Here is a 17,849-nt window from a genome sequence, read left to right as displayed (position 1 = left end):
TGTTTTCCATGTTTGCAGGAAAACGGCGCTCACGCGCCATCTCCTCCAAAACGCCAGACCGGGATGCCGAGGCGGCGGCTTTTGTCGGCGAGATTACCGGTGATCCCGGATCCCGGGAAGATAATCACGCCGGCGGGCATGATCGAGAGCATATCGTCGTTGCGGCGGAAGGGAGCGGCCTTGGCGTGCTTCGTCCAGTTCGGCTTGAAGCTGATCTGGGTCACTTTGCGGTTTTCCGCCCAGCAGGCGGCAATGCGTTCGGCGCCCTTCGGCGAACCGCCGTGCAGCAGAACCATCTCCGGGAACTTGGCGCGGGCGCGATCGAGTGCGTCCCAGATGCGTTCGTGATCATTGTAGTCCATGCCGCCGGAAAAGGCGATCTTGGTGCCCGCGGGGATCAGAACCTCGGTCTCGGCGTGGCGACGGGCGGAGAGAAAGTCCCTGCTGTCGATCATCGCCGCCGTCATGTTGGCATGACTGACCTTCGAGCCGGTGCGCGGCCGCCAGGTCGAACCGGTCTCAGCCTCGAACAGGTCAGCGGCATAATCGCGCATGAACTCGAAGGCGTTGCGGCGTTCCAGCAGCGAAATGCCTTCGGCGACGAGGCGTTCGAGCTCGACGCTTTTCACTTCGGAACCGTCCTGCTCCTGCTGTCCGCTACGCTGCGCGTCCTCATTGCGCTGCAGTTCGCGCTGGATGCGGTCACCGGCGCGGTGGAAGAGATTGACGCTCGACCATAGCAAGTCCTCGAGATCGGGCTCGAGCCTTGTATCGCCGAGCATTTCGGCGAATGCGCCGAAGATCGCGGTGATGGCAGATTGAACGACCGGTTCCTCCGGCAGGCCGCGCGGGTCGGGCTCGTCCTGGAGGGGACGATGACCGTAGAGCTGCATTTCGTAGATGAAGCGGTCAGTGGGCGAGGATGCGTGATGAGGCTCAAAGCCATCGTCAAGGGGCGCAGCCAGGATCATGTCTTGTCTCCTTCGGATAGAGGCCGCGCCTTCGCGGCCTGACGGCGATCCCCTCCCAAGCGACGGACGGTCCGGAACCGCAAGCGAAGCGGCCCAGCGAAGCGCCGGGCGGGGACAGGAGGGTTTCTTGGATACCGCGAGGAGCGCCGGCCTGGCGTAGCGGCCCGAAACCGGGAACCGGTTTGGGGAATAGGCGATACGCAAAAGGACGCCGGCGCGGGGAAGAAACCTGACTGACCCGCAGAAGGACCGGATGGCGCGTGGTAGGGGTCGCCTCTCGGCAGGCTGCGGGCGCGGGCCCTCCCCGGCGGACGACAGACAAGGACTCTGCCGCCTGGGAGGTGCCCGGCCGCAACCACCTCCCTCTACCCGCCCCATCAGGCCGGGAGAAACGCCATGGCGTCTTCCGGGACGAGTTGCTCGCGCAAACGCTCCGTCAGCCGGTCCGGTCCCAGCCGCCGCAGGTCGTCGTTGAAGTCGCCGAGTTCGGGCTCGAGAACCAGCGGCAGGATGCCGGCGGCCTGCGCGCGGCGGCTCAAGCCCTCGATACCATGGCGGCCGGCAGCATCAGCGTCGGCGGCGATGTAGAGGCGCACGCCGCCGGGAGGAAACCGGAAAGCGACGAGGTGGTTGGCGGTGAGCGCCGCCGCCAGCGGCATGTCAGGCATCACGTGTGAAAGCGAGAGCATGGTTTCGAGCCCCTCGCCCGCGACCATGACCGGGACTGGCGCATTGACCGGCATGCGAAAGCGCACTGCGTTACCGAGAAGGCGGCCAAGGGCGCGGCGGGGATCTTCGACCGGCGCTTTTCCGCCGCCAAGCCCGGAGGCAGCCAGATATGTGCGGTGTACGCCGGTGACCATAGCCGCTCCATCGGTGACGGCTGCGATCAGGGCGGGGTAGCTCGTTGTTGTGCCACTGACGAGATCCCGATAGTAGCAGGATGGATGGAAGCGGAGTGCCGCATGCGCGGCCGCCCGCAGGATACCGCGCTGACGCAGATAGGCGTCCGCCAGTGTTCCATGCAGCGGCTTGCCCATTGCGAACAGCCCGCGCGCTCGCTCAGAGGTTGATCGGCTGACTTGCGGGCTGTCGGTTAGCTCATATGGCCTGGCCGGTCTCGATTTCGGCTGCGGCAGGCTGAGGAAACGCCGGGCTTCTTCGGCAACGTCGCGGAAATCCACAAGCCCGCAGGTCTCACGAACAAGGTCGAGGAGGTCGCCGTACTCGCCGGTGGCTGCATCCGTCCACTTCCCCTTGCGCGGCCCAGTCAGATGAACATAGAGTGAGCGACCCTTGCTGTTGGCGACATCGCCGACGATCCAGTAGTTACCGGCGCGCACGCCGGCAGACAGATATTGGCGGCAAACCAACTCGGCATCTTGCGCAAGACGGCCCGCCAGCTCTGAAGCGGACAGCATGATCAGTCCCCCTCAATGGCGACTGGCAATAGAGAGCAGGCGAGCCGCTCCATCAGGCGCGACAGGATCGCTGGTCCTTCCCCCGTCATCGGCACGAAGAACCGGGTTTTCCAAGCGATGTTCTCGGAAAACAGTCCGATCGCCTTCAGCCATTCGCGCATGAAGGCCTTGCGCCAGTTCGGATTGTCCGGAAAGAGATTGGCGCCGGTGATTGCCACCAGGCGTCCACCCGGTGCAAGGCGTGCGAAAGGTGAGGCAAGTTGACGCCAGTCAGCGTCGGGCACGCTCGCCGAAAACGGCGGTTTCATCAGAACCACCGTGGGATTGACCGACCGGTCGAGGTAGTCGTCGATATGCGCTGCATCATGCCGTGTCACGCTGCCATCGGGAAAAAGGCGCTCCAGCAGCAATCCGCGGACGCAAGCATATTCGTTCAGCGCCAGACGGGCGCGGGCGATTTCGGCGAAGATCGCCAGCAGACCGGTTCCGGCCGAGGGTTCAAGCACGAGATCATCAGGCATGATGCCGGCGGCACGGGCCGCGACATAGGCAAGCGGCATCGGCGTCGAGAGCTGCTGCAGCGCCTGGCTTTCGTTGGATCGGCGTGCGTGGGTCGGCAGGAGCCGCGCGGACAGGCTCACCATCGCGACGATGGTGAGCCTGTCCGCGACTGGATCGCCGAGCCCTGCGCCGCCTCGCAAACCTCGTAGTTGTCGAACGCGTGCGTCATGATAGCGCGTAGATCGTCTGCATCGACGATCTGGCCACGCTCGAGGAAGGGTAGCAACTGGCCTGCTGCAAGGTGAATTCGGCCGGCGCGAATGGCATCTTCCGATGCAGTCGTCGACAGGAGGGAATTGGCCACAACGCCGGCGGCCGGAGAAGAGAACACATTCATCGGAAGTCCTATCGAGAGCGGAGAAGCGGATCGGCCTGCCAGGACGCTCTCTCACCCCGGCCAGGCCAACCCTTTCCGGCCCTTCTCTCCCTCCCGCCGGCGCTGCCGCGAAGACAGCGACCGCAGCCTGCAGCACCGGTTCAATCTGTCGCAGGGTCAGCCGAGGCGTTGCAGTGGCCATACGAGCTCCAGCCAAAGCGATCGTTGAGGTGCTCCTCGTTTCGGATAGCGCGATGCGAAGAGAGGATGCGCCCAGTTCCGCGTTAGCCAGCGCGAGGTTCAGGCAACAGGCATCGTCGAGGCCATTTCCAGGCGACCCCTCAGTTGCTGCGGGATCCGACGCTGCAACGTCTATCCCCGGCATTGGAAGATTCGAAGCGAAGACATCGCCCGGACGCGAGGGTCGCAATCCCGCGATCGGCGAAAAGATGGCTGCGCCAGCAGAGCTAGGTTGGGCATTGCGACATCCTTTCGGACACGGCGATGCGGCCGCCAAACAGGGTCGGTCGGCATCGCGGTTGAACAGAAAAAAGGGATCTCCTTGGAATCAGGCTGCCTGTTCGAGAAGCTTCTTCGCCTTGGCTTCGAGATCGAGACGCGTGTCCTGATGAGGCTTGTCGCGGGCGAGCGCAGTAATCCCCTGCACGAAGTCAAAGATGCTTTCGGGCGCACGGCCCTCCTCCGAGAGAACGGTCTCGATGATCTTGCCGGTTTCGCCCTTGGAGAATCCACGGCGGCGCAGGAATGCCTCTCGATCCTCATCGTTGCGGGCGACGATCCGTTCACGGGCAGCCCTGATGCCAGCAACAAATGGAGCAGGCGAGGAGTTGGCAAAACGCGTCAACGCAGGTGCTGCCTCATGCGCGAATCGGTGCGCGGCGAACTTCGAATGGCGGATGTTGATTTCCTCGAAATTCTCCGTGCCCCACAGGATGCGGTTGGCACAAACGGCACGGAGGTAGAACGACGCTATGCCGAGCGTCTTTGATCCCACCTCGCTGTTCCAGGCATAGAAGCCGCGAAAGTAGAGATCTGGATCTCCATTTGGCAGGCGGCCGGCTTCGATAGGATGCGTGTCATCCACGAGGAACAGGAAAACGTCCCGATCGCTGGCGTAGAGCGTTGTCGTGTCCTTGGTGATATCAACAAAGGGATTGTGGGTCATCGTCGCCCAGTCGAGGACGCCCGGGACCTTCCAGATCGTGTCGCCGGTTCCGTTTCCGGCGATGTTCATCACCGCCGAAACCAGCTCGTGATCCCAGATGCGGCCGTAATCTGGACCGGTCACCGCGCGAAGCTCGACGCGACCGTCGCCGGTTTCGAGTGTCTTCACCAATTCGGCGCGATGGTTCAGCAATCCATGTTGGAGATTAATGCCGGCAAGCGGCGCCGGCAGCTGGCGCATATAGGTGGACGGAGCGCCGACCAGACTGCAGAGCTGGCCAAAGCTCCAATGGGTCGGCGCCATGGGCTGCGATTGACCAGGAACGATCAGCGCCAGGCGCTGGGCATTGTCGCGGGTGGCTTCAACCCTGACAGCGCTGGTTTCGACCGTCCGGGCATGAGCGCGGTGGGCGCGTAATTTGACGGCATCATAGAGTTCACTGAGCGACAGGTAACGCTCGTCATCCGGGCGCAAGAACCATTCGGACGAGACGCTGCCGATGCGTTCCCCGCGCGAGATGTCGACCTTGAAGCCCGTAGATACCGGGCGGGAATGCTGGACAAGATTGTTCATGTTGCAGTCTCCTGAAACGAAAGAGCCCGGCTGATCCGCTTCAAGCGGGGCCGGGCGGGTGGAATGGAAAAAGGAATATGGTTTCGGCTCCGAGACGCGGCGCAGCCGCCGCGCCTCGGATCGGTTGCGGGCGTAACGCACTACTCGGCCGCGTCGAGGTGGGTTTCCTGAACAGCGTCTTGCGCATCGGCGACGGCGTCACCGACACCGGCGTCCTCAACCAGGAAGGCCGGAAGATCAGCTGCTTCGACGTCGAGTTCGGCATCCGCGCCGCTCTGATCGATCGCCTCGCCAGGCGCATCGGACGATGTCGCGCCGCTGCGGAGCGGCTCCGGCAGCCATCCGCTTCCTTCGAGAAGCCGTTCAGCCTCACGGGCCATGTCAGGCGTCTTTAGATGGTCAATCGACTGTGCGGATTGCTCATTCTTCGCCTCGCGAACGGCCTGCAGGATCCGTACTTTGGTTACCCTTCCGAGATAGTTGTCGACGGTCGGTGTCCACCCCGCCTCGACCATACCGAAGCCGATCGAGCGGGCGACTTGATCTGCGTGGGCAAGTGCGCGGCTGCGCTTGCAGGTAGGCCCAAAGTGCGCCCGGATCCTTCGGCAGATCCTGCCCCCAGGCTTCTTGGCGTTGATCGATCTCTTTTGCCCAGGGCGTGTCGGCAAGTCCCGGCGTCTGACTGAATTTGGCGCTCTGAAGCGTTAGTTCCAGGCACGAGTCCGAACCGTAGAAATAGAAAGTCTTCAGCACGAAGCTGTGGAGCACGGCGATGAATGTCATGACCGGATCGTTGGCAAGCGCATTGCGAAGCGCAACCGTGCGCGCCGCCGTCAGGTCGAGGATCAGGCGATCGGGAAGCGGCCGGATGGCGTCATCCTCCTCCTCGGACCGGTAGGAGGGGACCGTCTTGCTGTTTACGGAAAAGCCACCCGTGGACGAAGCTGCACCTTCCGCCTGTTCATGTGTGTCGCCTTCATCACCGCCGGCACAATGTTCATCAGGTTCAGTCATCGGTTCGTCTTCGGGCCGGACAAAACCGCGTTCGATCTTGAGTTCGCCGTTCGCACTGAGCGAGATGAAGACACCGCCGCGCGCGACGTCGTCCGGATTGAAGACATACGGCCGTTTGTTCAGCCCATCGAGTGCGGTTCGGAGTTGATCGAGCCTCTTCTCGGTCTCTTCGGAATAATCCTCAGTGTTCGCATATGCGGCATCAACTGTGTCGTGCTCCGTCTTCAGCTCGTCGCAGCGGCTGATCTCTTCCACCGACATCGCAGCCTGTTCGCCGTAGAAACGGCGAAGACCCGACGTATGACCATAGGGCAGATCGAGAGCTGCCTCGACCCATTTCCAGCCTTCCTCAGTCTTCAAAACCTCGGCGTCTGTCTTCAGCTTCTCAAACACCAACTGTTCCAGCGTTGCCGGGTCCTGAAGCCAGCCACCTTGATCCTGCTCGAACAGATCGCGCATGACCACGCCGCCGGCCGCCTCGTAGATGTCGATACCGACATAGACGGCACGGCGATCGCTGGCGCGGACCGTCGTCTCGGTGAGCATCCGGCGGACGTAATACGCCTCCTTCACATGCGATCGCGAGACTGTATCCCAGACCTGCTCCTGCCGGACATGATCATTGGTGATCGAAAACGCCATGATCTGTTCGAGGTTCATCTCGTCGCTCGCATAGAGGTCGAGGAGGCGCGGCGAGACCGAGGCAAGCCGAAGCCGCTGCTTCACCGTCGCCGCGGAAACAAAGAACCGCGCTGCGATCTCCTCATCGTCCAGACCCTGTTCGCGCAGGGTCTCAAAGGCACGGAACTGATCGAGCGGATGGAGCGGAACACGATGGACATTCTCGGCAAGCGAATCCTCGACCTCCAGCGTATCGCTGGCGCTGACGATGCAGGGGACGCCAGCTGTCTTGGCCAGCCGCTTCCGGCTGACGAGCAGTTCGAGGGCACGATACCGGCGCCCGCCTGCCGGAATGCGATAAATGCCGGTCTCTTTGCCGTCATCGTTGAGTTGGGGCCTGACGTTCAAGCTCGAAAGCAGGCCACGTCGGACGATGTCCTCGGCGAGCTCCTCGATCGAAACGCCTCCCTTGGTTTTGCGGACGTTCTGTTGGCTGAGAATGAGTTTGTTGAAGGGAATGTCACGCGTGGCACTGAGCATGATTTTCTGGATGGCCTGGGCCATGTCGTTTCTCCATGACGGGCCGGCCGGAGCCTCTCTCCGAACCTCCAAATCCGTCCCGGAATCCCCCTCCCCCCTCTTCCTCTCAGCCCCTCCGCTCCCGCCTCATCGAGGGCGCTTCAGAATGCGCGTGAATAGACGACCTGCACCGGTTCGCAGGGTCTCGAATTGGCAATCACCGATTCCCGTTGCACCGTTTCCATCTGCAATGCGCCGCCCGCTCTCGAGGTAATAAGCGCGCCACTCAAGGGCCTATCGACATGCACCGTCGCGCGTCTCGGGCGGTTCTCGGCATATCACGCGACGCAACATCGGATATCATATGAGACCGCACGCACCCACTGACGCAATGTCATTTTGAAGTCAGCGACCTCTTGCCAAGGTGAACTTGTTGTCCGTCTCAACCGTGTAATGGGCATTTCCGATGCGGAGGAGAGTTGAGGCAACATTTGAATTTCGCAATGGTTGTCGAATTAATCGACACCTGAGAAAACGTTTTCTCACTTGACAACAACTTTGGTAAAAGGTTTTCTCATGGCAACTGAGGGAGGACATTCTGGAGACTGGGGGAGCAAAAAAGCGGATTACGATCCATGACGTTGCCGCTGCAGCGGGCGTCAGCATCTCGACCGCGTCGAAAGCACTGAACAACAACGGCCGCATGGGCGACGAGACGCGCGAACGGGTGAAACGCGTGGCAAGCGATATCGGCTTTCGTCCGAACGCCCTTGCTCGCGGCCTGCTCAGCAAGCGCAGCTTCACCATCGGCCTTCTGACCAACGACACCTATGGGCGCTTTACCCTGCCTGTCATGGCCGGGGTATCCGAGGCGCTGGTGGATCATGGCGTCTCGGTCTTCCTCTGCGCGATCGAGGATGATCCGGCGCTGGGGCAGATCCATGTCGAAGCCATGCTGGACAAGCAGGTCGACGGCATAATCGCCACCGGTAAGCGGCTGGATAGACGCCTGCCGGTCGACCTCTCGAACCTGCCGGTCCCGGTGGTCTACGCTTTTACTGAGGGGACGGCAGACAGCGTCACCTTCCGCTCCGACGACGCACACGGTGCGCAGCTTGCAGTAGAATGGCTGCAAAAGATCGGACGGCGCCGCATCGTGCATATCACCGGACCGAAGGATTTCTTTTCGGTCCATGAACGCGCCGACGCCTACCGCCAGGCGGCGGGTGGCGTCGAGCCGGTGATGTATGGCGTCTGGTCGGAAAGCTGGGGCCATGAGGCGATTGGCGAAATTTGGAACCAGCCCGGAGGCAAACCGGACGCCCTGTTTTGCGGCAATGACCAGATTGCCCGTGGTGCGGTCGATGCCCTGCGCGAGCGCGGGATCAAAGTGCCGGACGATGTGTCGGTCATCGGCTTTGACAATTGGGAGATTGTCGCAGCCCAGACGCGGCCACCGCTGACGACGGTGGACATGGAACTGAAGGAACTCGGGCGGCAGGCGGGATTGACCGTTCTAGCGCTCGCAGAAGGACGGCCCGTGGAGCCGGGAGTGAGGAAACTGCCATGCCGGCTGGTGGTCCGGCAATCATGCGGGGGTGATAGCCCGAGGGAATGAACAAGGGCGCCGAGGAGAGGCGCCATATTGGGAGGAGTGTCATGATCAAGCGTCTATTGGCAGCAACCAGCATCGCTACCCTGTGCCTGGCAGCCAGTGCATCCGCTGCGGAGCAGGTAGAAATGTGGGTCCGGTCCGGTATCGGCGAAGCCTTCAAGAAGACCGTCGAAACCTACAATTCGAGCCACGAGAATCAGGTCTCGATGACCGAAGTTCCGTTCTCGGAACTGGTGCAGAAATATGCAACTGCGATTGCCGGTGGACAGGCGCCCGACGCCCTTTCGATGGACCTCATCTACAACCCCGCCTTTGCGGCGGCCGGACAACTCGAGGACCTGACGGACTGGGCAAAGTCTCTGCCCTATTTCAACTCACTGTCGCCGTCCCACGTCAAGCTCGGCACCTACCAGGATCGCATCTACGGCCTGCCATTGTCGGTCGAGACCTCGGTATTCGCGTGGAACAAGGACCTCTACAAGAAGGCCGGTCTCGACCCGGAAAAGGCGCCGGCGAGCTGGGACGAAATCACCGCCAATGCGGAGAAGATCCGGGTATTGGGCGACGACACCTATGGGTTCTACTTTTCGGGCGGCGGTTGCGGCGGCTGCATGATCTTCACCTTCACTCCGCTCGTTTGGGGTTCAGGAACCGACATCCTGTCTGCAGATAGCAAGACGGCAACGCTCGATACGCCGGAAATGCGCAAGGCCGTCGATATCTACCGCAACATGGTCAAGAAGGATCTGGTTCCGGCGGGTGCCGCCAGCGACAACGGCGCGAACTTCCTGAGCTTCACCAATGGCAAGATTGGGCAACAGAGCCTCGGCGCCTTTGCCATCGGATCACTGGTGACCGAACATCCGGATATCCATTTCGGCGTAACGTTGATCCCTGGCGCTACGGGCGGAACGTCATCCTTTGCCGGCGGCGACAATTTCGTCATCACCAAGGGCACGCCGAAAATGGCTGCCGTCAAGGAGTTCCTCGAATATATCTATTCCGAGGACGGCCAGAAGATCATGGCGAAGTATGGCAGCCTGCCGACACGCGGCGATCTCGCCGACAAGGTGCTGCAAGGTCTCGATCCCCGGCTACAGGTCGGCATGCAGGCAATCTCTGTGGCCAAGACGCCATATACACTGCAGTTCAACGATCTGATCAACAGCGCCAATGGCCCATGGGCAACCTTTACCAGCGCCGCCATCTTTGGCGATGACGTCGATGGCGCGTTTTCCAACGCCCAGAGCGAAATGCAATCCATCATCGACAGCGGCCAATAATCTCCCCGGCTGCTGTGGCGGGGAGGCAAAGCCGCCTGCCCGCCAATTTCCCAAAATCCATGCGGAGCATTCTAGATGAGCGGTATCGGTTCGAAGGCCCTGTCGCCTCAGCGCAAGAGACGGCGCAGATCGGGTTGGCGCGGCCTTGTCTATATCGCGCCGGCGATGGCGCTCGTCATGCTGTTCTTCGTCATGCCAGTGATCTTTACCGGCTGGATGAGCCTCCACAACTGGCCGCTGATGGGCGGCACGCGCTGGATCGGCGTCAAGAACTATGTCCGTATGTTCCACGACGCGCGCTTCCTGTCGGCGCTGCAATTTACCGCCTATTACACCGTGATTGTCACCATCGCGATCTTCGCCGTTGCCTTTCCGCTGGCGATGTTCGTCGAGAAGCAACGGCGCTTCGTCAGCACTTATCGCACCATCATCTTCTTGCCTGTCGTCGTTGGCCTCGCCACGGCCTCATTGCTTTGGGTGTGGCTGGCCAATGTCGACAGCGGCTTCATTGGTCCGGCGCTCAAGGCACTTGGGCTGATGGATAAGAGCCCGAACCTGCTTGGTACTTTCGACAGCGCCTTTCTCACCATCATCATCATGGTCGTCTGGAAGATCGCCGGTTTCACCATGATCATTCTGCTCACCGGCCTCCAGGCCATACCCGCCGAACTGAAGGAGGCAGCCCGTATCGATGGCGCCGGCCGCTGGCAGCGTTTCCGGCACCTGACGCTTCCCCTGATGCGCAAGACGATGGCACTGGCGCTGATCATCTCCGTCACTGGCTCGATCCTCGCCTTCGATCAATTCTACATCATGACGTCGGGCGGGCCGCAGAACAGGATGATCTCGGTGGTCTACTATATCTTCAACCAGTCCTTCGTGTCCTTCAATCTCGGCTATGGCGCCGCACTGTCAATCGCCCTTCTCGCAATTCTGGTTGCGATCAGCATCGTGCAGCTCTGGCTGCTGCGCGTCGGGGAGGAACGGCCATGAACACCTTAAGCACGAGCCTTTCAAAGCAACGCCGCACCCGCAAAGCCTTCAGGGCCAACAGCGCCTATCATGCGACCGGCATCGCCATCTGCCTGTTCTTCCTGGCGCCCTTCATCATCACCTTTCTAGCCTCGTTCCGCCACGGAACGGAGGCGCGCCTGCCGCCGCTACCGCCGTGGCCGACAAACGGGATCAGCATCGATTCCTACCTTTCGCTCGACACGTTCGGCGCAGGCATCTGGCAGCATGCGGTCAACTCGCTGCTCGTCTCGGTCGCAACCGTGGTGCTGACCGTCGCCGTCAGCCTGCTGGCCGGCTATGGCTTCTCGCGCTACCGGTTCCCGCTGAAAAATGTGCTGTTCGTGCTGATCATTGCCACGCTTATGATCCCGTTTCAGTCGATCCTCACGCCGCTGTTCATCATCCTCGCCAAGCTGGGCTTGAACAATTCGCTGCTCGGGCTGATGCTGGTCTATGTAACGCTGCAGCTGCCCTTCTCGGTCTTCATGATGCGCAACGCTTTCGATGCCGTACCGAAAGAGATCGAGGAAGCCGCCCGCATCGATGGCGCCCGCGATCTGAAGCTGCTTGTCCGCGTGCTTCTGCCGCTGGTCCTGCCCGGCGTTGCGACCGTCGCGATCTTCGCCTTCCTCAATGCCTGGAACGAGTTTCTGGCTGCACTGATCCTGTTGTCCAGCAATGAGAAATACACGCTGCCCGTCCTGATGATGGCGGTACGTGCCGGGCGTCTCGGCGCGGTCAACTGGGGCGCAGTGCAAGCCGGCGTCGCCGTCATGACGATCCCCTGCCTGATCGTCTTCCTGCTTTTGCAACGCTACTACATGCGCGGGTTGATGGCCGGTGCGGTGAAATGATCTCAAGAAACGGATGAAGCTATGAACACGATGAAAAGAGACCGCCAATTCCGCCCCCTGCCCGTGCCCAGCGTGGATATCCATGGCCTGTTCGGCGACCGCCAAGACGCGATCTGCGACACCACAGCCGAGACGCTGCTCGATCGCTGTGTCGAGGCCGGCATGATCAGCGCCATCGACACCAGCAAACCAAGCCCCGGCATCGTTATTCCCATCCAGCCCTGGGGCGGTACGACGCAAATGTTCTGGGATAGCGATCTCGGCAAGTCGATCGAGACGGTGGCTTACTCGCTCTACCGGCGGAAAAACCCGAAGCTAGAGGCCCGTGTCGATGACATCATTGACCTGTACGGAAAGATGCAGGACGAGGACGGCTACCTCAACGCCTGGTTCCAGCGCGTCCAGTCGGATCGCCGCTGGACCAACCTGCGCGACCATCACGAACTCTATTGCGCCGGCCATTTGATCGAAGGTGCCGTTGCCTATTTCCAGGCAACCGGCAAGCGCAAGCTGCTGGATATCATGTGCCGCTATTCTGACTATCTGATCCAGACTTTCGGCAGTGGCGAGGGCCAGCTGCGCGGCTATTGCGGACATGAAGAGATCGAACTGGCGTTGGTGAAGCTGGCGCGTGTGGCGGGCCAGAAGAAATATCTGGATCTGTCCAAATTCTTTGTCGATGAGCGCGGCGCGGAACCGCATTATTTTACCGAGGAAGCGATCCGCGACGGCCGCGACCCTGCCAACTTCATCCAGAAGACCTATGAGTACAGCCAGTCGCATCAACCGGTCCGTGACCAGAAAAAGGTGGTCGGTCATGCGGTCCGCGCCATGTATCTCTATGCGGGCATGGCCGACATCGCCACCGAGTATAACGACGACAGCCTAACTGCGGCACTCGAAACCCTTTGGGACGACCTGACGACCAAGCAGATGTATCTGACCGGCGGCATCGGCCCGGCCGCCTCTAACGAGGGCTTTACCGACTATTACGACCTACCCAACGAAAGCGCCTATGCCGAGACGTGCGCTTCGGTCGGCCTCGTCTTCTGGGCCAATCGCATGCTCGGACGTGGCCCCAACCGACGCTATGCCGACATCATGGAGCAGGCGCTCTACAACGGCGCCATGTCTGGCCTGTCACTCGACGGCAAGACGTTCTTTTATGAAAATCCGCTAGAAAGCGCCGGCAGGCATCATCGCTGGGTCTGGCACCATTGCCCCTGTTGCCCGCCCAACATCGCCCGCCTTCTCGCCTCCATCGGCTCCTACATGTATGCCGTATCGGAAGATGAGATCGCCGTGCATCTCTATGGCGAAAGCACTGCCCGTTTCGACATTGGCGGGTCCAGGATCGAACTGGCCCAGAATACCCGCTATCCGTGGAATGGTGCTATCCGTCTTGATGTCAAGACGGACAAGCCAGCACGGTTTGCAATCTCGCTGCGTATCCCCGAATGGGCTGACGGCTCGACGCTGAAGGTCAATAGCGAAACGGCCGATCTCGACGCAACCATGGTCGACGGCTACGCCCGTATCGAGCGCGACTGGAAGAGTGGCGATCATATCGATCTCGACATTCCTCTGGCGCCGCGCGCATTGTTTGCCAACCCGCAGGTCCGGCAAGACGCCGGGCGCACGGCTCTCATGCGTGGGCCGATGGTCTATTGCGTCGAGGCAACGGATAATGGCGATGGCCTCAACGGCATTCAGTTGTCGGATGATCTGTCCGATTTCACGACGATTGAAATCCCGGAACTGCGGGGCGCAGTTGCGCTCGACATGCCGGTGACACGCGACCAGGCCGACTGGGGTGATGCGCTTTACCGGACATCTCCGCCAAAAACCGAAAAGACCACAGCGCGCTTCGTGCCCTATCCTTTCTGGGACAACCGGGCGCCGGGCGAAATGCTGGTCTGGGTCAGAGCGGGCGAAACGGAACGGTGAATAATATGACCGATAGCGGCGTGGTGCTGACCAACATTCGCAAAAGCTTCGGCAATCTCGAAGTGATCCACGGCATCGACCTGACGATCACGGAGGGTTCGTTCGTGGTCTTTGTCGGCCCGTCCGGCTGTGGGAAATCGACATTGCTGCGGATGATCGCCGGTCTGGAAGAGGTCACCGACGGTGAGGTCGAGATAAAGGGGCGCGATGTCACAGATCTCGATCCTTCCGATCGCGGCATTGCTATGGTCTTCCAGTCCTATGCCCTTTATCCGCATATGAGCGTACGGGAAAACCTGGCATTCGGGCTGAAAATGGCGAGAACGCCGGAGGCGGAGATCGACGCCCGCGTCAGGGCTGCCTCGGCAATCTTGAAGATCGACCCGCTACTCGAACGCCGCCCAGGCCAGCTTTCCGGCGGCCAGCGGCAGCGCGTCGCGATCGGCAGGGCGATTGTGCGCAAACCGGACGTATTCCTGTTTGACGAGCCGCTCTCCAATCTGGATGCCGAGCTACGGGTGTCGATGCGTATCGAGATCGCCAGGCTCCACCGCGAACTCGGCAATACGATGATCTATGTTACCCACGATCAAACCGAGGCGATGACGCTCGCCGACATGATCGTCGTGCTTCGCGACGGCCGGGTCGAGCAGACCGGCAGTCCGCGCGAAATTTACGAAAACCCGGCCAACACATTCGTTGCCGGCTTCATTGGATCGCCACGGATGAATATGTTGAGTGCAGAATGGGAGGGCAACGGATCGATCCGGATCGGCAAAAGCCGGATAGCGACGCAGATAGATGGCAAGCAGATGACGCCCGGTGACAGACTCACCCTTGGCATCCGCCCCGAGCACATGAGTGTTGCAGACGCGGAAGGAACGCTGCGCGCCAAGGTAGATTTCTACGAGTACTTGGGAGGCACGCAATTTCTGTATTGTCAGCTTGAGGACGGCCAGACTGTGACGGCCGAGCATCGTTCGCCCGTGCCCGTTCAGGCAGGCGAGATTTGCCATTTTCGCTGGAAGGCAAACGACCTCCGCTTCTTTGACGCTGAGGGACTGCGGCTGAGGCCACTTGACGTCTATACTGCCCAGCGGGCCTAGAGCATCAGACCCGTACATTCACGTTAACGCCTACGGTCCCAGTTTGGGCAGCGCTTGATCTGCACCCATTAATCCTTCAATCCGCCGTGATGGGCGACGTGCTAAAATGTACTCTGGCATCAATGCCAACTGCCTTCATCATCTTTTCCATGCTGAACCATCTTGGGCATGACTTTGCTTAGCGTCGTTACCCCAAAGGCACTCTTTCTTGTCAATCGAACAGTTTGAGCCGGGCCGCAGCCCCATTCGCCTCGTCCATAGAGGCGTCGAGCGTAGCTTTGAGGATACGAAGCTCTGCGAGAAGGCGGGGACTCAACTTTAACTCTTGCCATCCGCTGAGTTTCTGTTGCCACTCGGCAACTTCGACGATGAGCTTGCGGGACCGGTCCGCAGTTTCCGGATTGACTCCCTTTGCGGCGCGTTCGGCGTTTTCTGCGAGCTCAACCAGTTCAACAGTGCTGACGATCCATGTCGGGAGCGCAATTCGCAACGTTTCGATTTCGGAAACAACGGAGGCGTCGGCGGTATAGTTGGTCATTTCAATCCCTGAACTTCAACAGTGAACAAATGGCTATTAAACCGTTGCGTCGGTGCAAGGCTGGTCTAAACCTACCGGGGCGGCTTTTGTTCCCCAGGTGCCTGGAGCGTACATCACTGGGGTAGAAATTAGGGGCATTTGGTTCGCGATCCGACGTGGTGCGGGTCTTGGCGTTCAGCGGCGGTTGGAGCTGTGTACCTCCACGGTCCCATCGCCCCGCCAAAAACACATCTGAAAGGATGGTCGAGATTCGCGCGCTCCTGCAGCAGTGACGAGCGCACCGACCTCGTGCCCAAGAAACACTGGCATCCATCCAAGCCGGAAGTGGAGCGTGAAAGCAGGGTATGCCTACCGTAACCCCTGTAGGCTTTGCACCCTCCGGCCGGCTCCCATGTGCTTCCGTCGAATAGCCCTCCAACCATAACAAGGTGAGCAGATCATCGCTTTGCTAACCTTCCTCATCCAGGGTCGGCCTCCAGCCTAGTGCGGCGCTTGCCACCGTCGTCGGGGTCCTCATCGAGGTCCGATGATGCTGTCGATCGTCTGGACCTGGAACCGTTCAAAGGACTGGTACGAGACGTGTCCTCCCGTTACCGAAAGGGCCATGACCAACTTTCGAAATTCCGACTGCGCACGTCAAGTAAAAAACGGTCAAATCCGCGGACAGCGCTTTAGGTGCGTGAGACAAGCGCTTGCAGAAATTCTTACTGATACTGTACCGCATTTGAAGCTGGACGAAACCATTCACCCCGTACCGCCGTGCAACCGAATTATTATTAAGTTATTAATAAAGTTAATAGCCAGCCCGTGAAGTCGGCGTACAGTAGGGCCACCAGTCCCACTGCGCCCACCCTTCTCCTCGGCTGCGACTGTTTGAGAGACTATCTGCTCTTGCCCAACTTCAATGGAGCAGAGCTATGTCTCTTTTCGATCCGTCTCGCACTGTTGTGTCCGTGACCGACGTTACACACATGGTGGAGGACGAGGAGGCGCGCTCGTCGCGGGCCGTTGCCATGAACTGGCTCTCTACATACACACCATCTCTCGCCATTCTGGATATGTATTTGAAAGATGGCGACGGCTGTGAGATTGCGTTGATTTTGCAGGCCCGAGGCGTGCCCATCATCTTTTGCTCGGGCGCAAGCGCCAGCGACCTTCCCGAGGACTTCCGAGCAGCATCTTGGGTCCACAAGCCAGCGAGTGGGTGAAAGGGCACTTTCGATCGAGTACGGAGTAACCGGTGGAGCTATCTCACCGTCTTCGCTCGCCCAAGGTCGATGGACGCCACCTGCGCGGTTATCGCAGACGGAACTAAAGTGGTGAATTCGAGTTCAGCAGACATCACAAACGTGTGACCACAAAAGGAACTGGACATGACCGCCCCCATCTCGACCAACCTCTCTACGGACAAAGCATACGGTATCGACCCAGCTGCAGCCCTGAATAAGCTCTCATGGGGAGCGATCTTTGCAGGTGTCGCGATCGCCTTGAGCACGCAGTTTGTTTTGAATCTTCTCGGTGTCGGCATCGGCGCGGCTGTCCTTGACCCGGCGACGTACGATAATCCTGAAGCCAGCACCTTTTCTATCGCAGGGGGCATCTGGTTTGTCGTTGCAGGTATCATTGCATCTTTCGTAGGCGGGTACGTCGCCAGCCGACTTTCCGGCCGACCCAGCAATTCGACCGGAGGTTACCAGGGCTTAACCTCATGGGCCGTCACGACCCTCATTGTTCTCTACCTGCTGACCACGTCCGTGGGCGCACTGGTCGGCGGCGCGTTCAGTGGTCTTTCCTCCATCGTCAGTGGCGTTGGCTCCACAGCCGCTACTGCGGTGACTGCAGCCGCCCCGGCGATCGCCAACTCCACGAACCCGATGGGTGGCATAGAACAGCAGATCCGCTCGACAACGGGTAACGATCCTCAAGGTCTCCAGAATGCGGCAGTCTCGGCAATGCAAGCTGTAGTAATGGGCGACGAAGCGACTGCTGACGAGGCGCGCAACCGTGCCGCGGATGCCATCGCAAAGGCTCAAGGCATCCCTGTCGATCAGGCGCGTGCTCAGGTCGATCAGTATGAGAAAACCTATCGCGACACCATGGAGGCTGCCAAGCAAAAAGCAATCGATGCGGCACAGGCAGCAACCGCCGCAGTGTCTGGCGGGGCGATCCTTGGTTTCCTGGCTCTGGTTCTTGGAGCAGTCGCTGCCTGGTTCGGCGGTGTCTATGGCACCAAGCGTGCGATTGTATTCGATGTTTCCGGTCGTCGCATCTCGTAAATCACCAACCGCTGGCATGGTGCCAGCAGCCTCT

General features: G+C 60.3%; 14 protein-coding genes and 2 pseudogenes. 9 read left to right on the top strand and 7 right to left on the bottom strand.

The window, feature by feature from the left end:
- Nucleotides 1-29 precede the first annotated feature (29 nt).
- The 6 genes and pseudogenes from ACP7E0_RS24425 to ACP7E0_RS24400 form a co-directional block, all read right to left on the bottom strand.
- A complete protein-coding gene (locus ACP7E0_RS24425; protein WP_426128588.1) occupies nucleotides 30-971 on the bottom strand; it encodes a DUF2493 domain-containing protein in 942 nt (313 codons plus the stop codon).
- A gap of 377 nt (nucleotides 972-1,348) precedes the next feature.
- Nucleotides 1,349-2,392 carry a DUF7146 domain-containing protein gene (locus tag ACP7E0_RS24420; protein ID WP_426128586.1) on the bottom strand — a complete coding sequence of 348 codons (1,044 nt, stop codon included), beginning with the start codon at nucleotides 2,390-2,392 and terminating at the stop codon, nucleotides 1,349-1,351.
- A 2-nt stretch (nucleotides 2,393-2,394) separates the two neighbouring features.
- On the bottom strand, nucleotides 2,395-3,036 hold the full coding sequence (locus tag ACP7E0_RS24415) for a hypothetical protein (RefSeq protein ID WP_426128585.1): 642 nt from the start codon (nucleotides 3,034-3,036) through the stop codon (nucleotides 2,395-2,397).
- Nucleotides 3,030-3,290, bottom strand: coding sequence for a hypothetical protein (locus tag ACP7E0_RS24410; RefSeq protein ID WP_426128584.1), 261 nt, complete (start codon nucleotides 3,288-3,290; stop codon nucleotides 3,030-3,032). Before ACP7E0_RS24410 ends, ACP7E0_RS24415 begins: the two co-directional genes overlap by 7 nt.
- A 547-nt stretch (nucleotides 3,291-3,837) precedes the next feature.
- Nucleotides 3,838-5,028, bottom strand: a complete 1,191-nt coding sequence (locus ACP7E0_RS24405) for a DUF932 domain-containing protein (RefSeq protein ID WP_426128582.1) — start codon at nucleotides 5,026-5,028, stop codon at nucleotides 3,838-3,840.
- A gap of 140 nt (nucleotides 5,029-5,168) precedes the next feature.
- A pseudogene (locus ACP7E0_RS24400) lies at nucleotides 5,169-7,227 on the bottom strand (ParB/RepB/Spo0J family partition protein).
- A 538-nt stretch (nucleotides 7,228-7,765) separates the two neighbouring features.
- Between ACP7E0_RS24400 and ACP7E0_RS24395 the strand changes: the two are divergent.
- From ACP7E0_RS24395 to ACP7E0_RS24370, 6 genes are all read left to right on the top strand, one after another.
- Nucleotides 7,766-8,800 carry a LacI family DNA-binding transcriptional regulator gene (locus ACP7E0_RS24395; protein WP_426128678.1) on the top strand — a complete coding sequence of 345 codons (1,035 nt, stop codon included), beginning with the start codon at nucleotides 7,766-7,768 and terminating at the stop codon, nucleotides 8,798-8,800.
- Nucleotides 8,801-8,841: 41 nt separating this feature from the next.
- On the top strand, nucleotides 8,842-10,080 hold the full coding sequence (locus ACP7E0_RS24390) for an ABC transporter substrate-binding protein (RefSeq protein WP_426128580.1): 1,239 nt from the start codon (nucleotides 8,842-8,844) through the stop codon (nucleotides 10,078-10,080).
- A 75-nt stretch (nucleotides 10,081-10,155) separates the two neighbouring features.
- The gene (locus ACP7E0_RS24385) at nucleotides 10,156-11,073 is read left to right on the top strand and encodes a carbohydrate ABC transporter permease (RefSeq protein WP_426128578.1); all 918 of its coding nucleotides are present in this window, start codon (nucleotides 10,156-10,158) and stop codon (nucleotides 11,071-11,073) included.
- The gene (locus tag ACP7E0_RS24380) at nucleotides 11,070-11,948 is read left to right on the top strand and encodes a carbohydrate ABC transporter permease (protein WP_426128576.1); all 879 of its coding nucleotides are present in this window, start codon (nucleotides 11,070-11,072) and stop codon (nucleotides 11,946-11,948) included. The genes ACP7E0_RS24385 and ACP7E0_RS24380 overlap by 4 nt, the downstream gene beginning before the upstream one ends.
- 21 nt (nucleotides 11,949-11,969) lie before the next feature.
- Complete coding sequence (locus ACP7E0_RS24375; RefSeq protein WP_426128574.1) at nucleotides 11,970-13,895, top strand: glycoside hydrolase family 127 protein; 1,926 nt, start codon at nucleotides 11,970-11,972, stop codon at nucleotides 13,893-13,895.
- 5 nt (nucleotides 13,896-13,900) lie between these two features.
- Nucleotides 13,901-15,001 carry an ABC transporter ATP-binding protein gene (locus tag ACP7E0_RS24370; protein WP_426128572.1) on the top strand — a complete coding sequence of 367 codons (1,101 nt, stop codon included), beginning with the start codon at nucleotides 13,901-13,903 and terminating at the stop codon, nucleotides 14,999-15,001.
- Nucleotides 15,002-15,212: 211 nt separating this feature from the next.
- On the opposite strand, the gene ACP7E0_RS24365 is transcribed toward ACP7E0_RS24370, so the two are convergent.
- Nucleotides 15,213-15,539, bottom strand: a complete 327-nt coding sequence (locus ACP7E0_RS24365; protein ID WP_426128570.1) for a hypothetical protein — start codon at nucleotides 15,537-15,539, stop codon at nucleotides 15,213-15,215.
- Nucleotides 15,540-16,000: 461 nt separating this feature from the next.
- On the opposite strand from ACP7E0_RS24365, the pseudogene ACP7E0_RS24360 reads away from it, so the two are divergent.
- The 3 genes and pseudogenes from ACP7E0_RS24360 to ACP7E0_RS24350 form a co-directional block, all read left to right on the top strand.
- Nucleotides 16,001-16,149, top strand: a pseudogene (locus ACP7E0_RS24360) (arsenical-resistance protein); the annotation flags it as partial.
- A 307-nt stretch (nucleotides 16,150-16,456) separates the two neighbouring features.
- Nucleotides 16,457-16,747 carry a hypothetical protein gene (locus tag ACP7E0_RS24355; protein ID WP_426128569.1) on the top strand — a complete coding sequence of 97 codons (291 nt, stop codon included), beginning with the start codon at nucleotides 16,457-16,459 and terminating at the stop codon, nucleotides 16,745-16,747.
- Between the two features lie 165 nt (nucleotides 16,748-16,912).
- Complete coding sequence (locus ACP7E0_RS24350) at nucleotides 16,913-17,815, top strand: PhnA-like protein (RefSeq protein WP_426128568.1); 903 nt, start codon at nucleotides 16,913-16,915, stop codon at nucleotides 17,813-17,815.
- Nucleotides 17,816-17,849: the final 34 nt, after the last annotated feature.

The sequence above is a fragment of the Pararhizobium sp. PWRC1-1 genome, from assembly GCF_049897905.1.
Taxonomy (GTDB): Bacteria; Pseudomonadota; Alphaproteobacteria; order Rhizobiales; family Rhizobiaceae; genus Pararhizobium.
The sequence above is the reverse complement of the archived record's forward strand: the minus strand, read 5'-3'. Positions and strand labels throughout refer to the sequence as shown.

Bases quoted from the DNA above. Each gene is read 5' to 3' on its own strand.
- ACP7E0_RS24420 (WP_426128586.1), bottom strand. From the start codon at position 2,392: ATGCTGTCCGCTTCAGAGCTGGCGGGCCGTCTTGCGCAAGATGCCGAG.
- ACP7E0_RS24365 (WP_426128570.1), bottom strand. From the start codon at position 15,539: ATGACCAACTATACCGCCGACGCCTCCGTTGTTTCCGAAATCGAAACG.
- ACP7E0_RS24355 (WP_426128569.1), top strand. From the start codon at position 16,457: ATGTCTCTTTTCGATCCGTCTCGCACTGTTGTGTCCGTGACCGACGTT.
- ACP7E0_RS24375 (WP_426128574.1), top strand. From the start codon at position 11,970: ATGAACACGATGAAAAGAGACCGCCAATTCCGCCCCCTGCCCGTGCCC.
- ACP7E0_RS24415 (WP_426128585.1), bottom strand. From the start codon at position 3,036: ATGGTGAGCCTGTCCGCGCGGCTCCTGCCGACCCACGCACGCCGATCC.
- ACP7E0_RS24390 (WP_426128580.1), top strand. From the start codon at position 8,842: ATGATCAAGCGTCTATTGGCAGCAACCAGCATCGCTACCCTGTGCCTG.
- ACP7E0_RS24405 (WP_426128582.1), bottom strand. From the start codon at position 5,028: ATGAACAATCTTGTCCAGCATTCCCGCCCGGTATCTACGGGCTTCAAG.
- ACP7E0_RS24380 (WP_426128576.1), top strand. From the start codon at position 11,070: ATGAACACCTTAAGCACGAGCCTTTCAAAGCAACGCCGCACCCGCAAA.
- ACP7E0_RS24425 (WP_426128588.1), bottom strand. From the start codon at position 971: ATGATCCTGGCTGCGCCCCTTGACGATGGCTTTGAGCCTCATCACGCA.
- ACP7E0_RS24410 (WP_426128584.1), bottom strand. From the start codon at position 3,290: ATGAATGTGTTCTCTTCTCCGGCCGCCGGCGTTGTGGCCAATTCCCTC.
- ACP7E0_RS24350 (WP_426128568.1), top strand. From the start codon at position 16,913: ATGACCGCCCCCATCTCGACCAACCTCTCTACGGACAAAGCATACGGT.
- ACP7E0_RS24370 (WP_426128572.1), top strand. From the start codon at position 13,901: ATGACCGATAGCGGCGTGGTGCTGACCAACATTCGCAAAAGCTTCGGC.
- ACP7E0_RS24385 (WP_426128578.1), top strand. From the start codon at position 10,156: ATGAGCGGTATCGGTTCGAAGGCCCTGTCGCCTCAGCGCAAGAGACGG.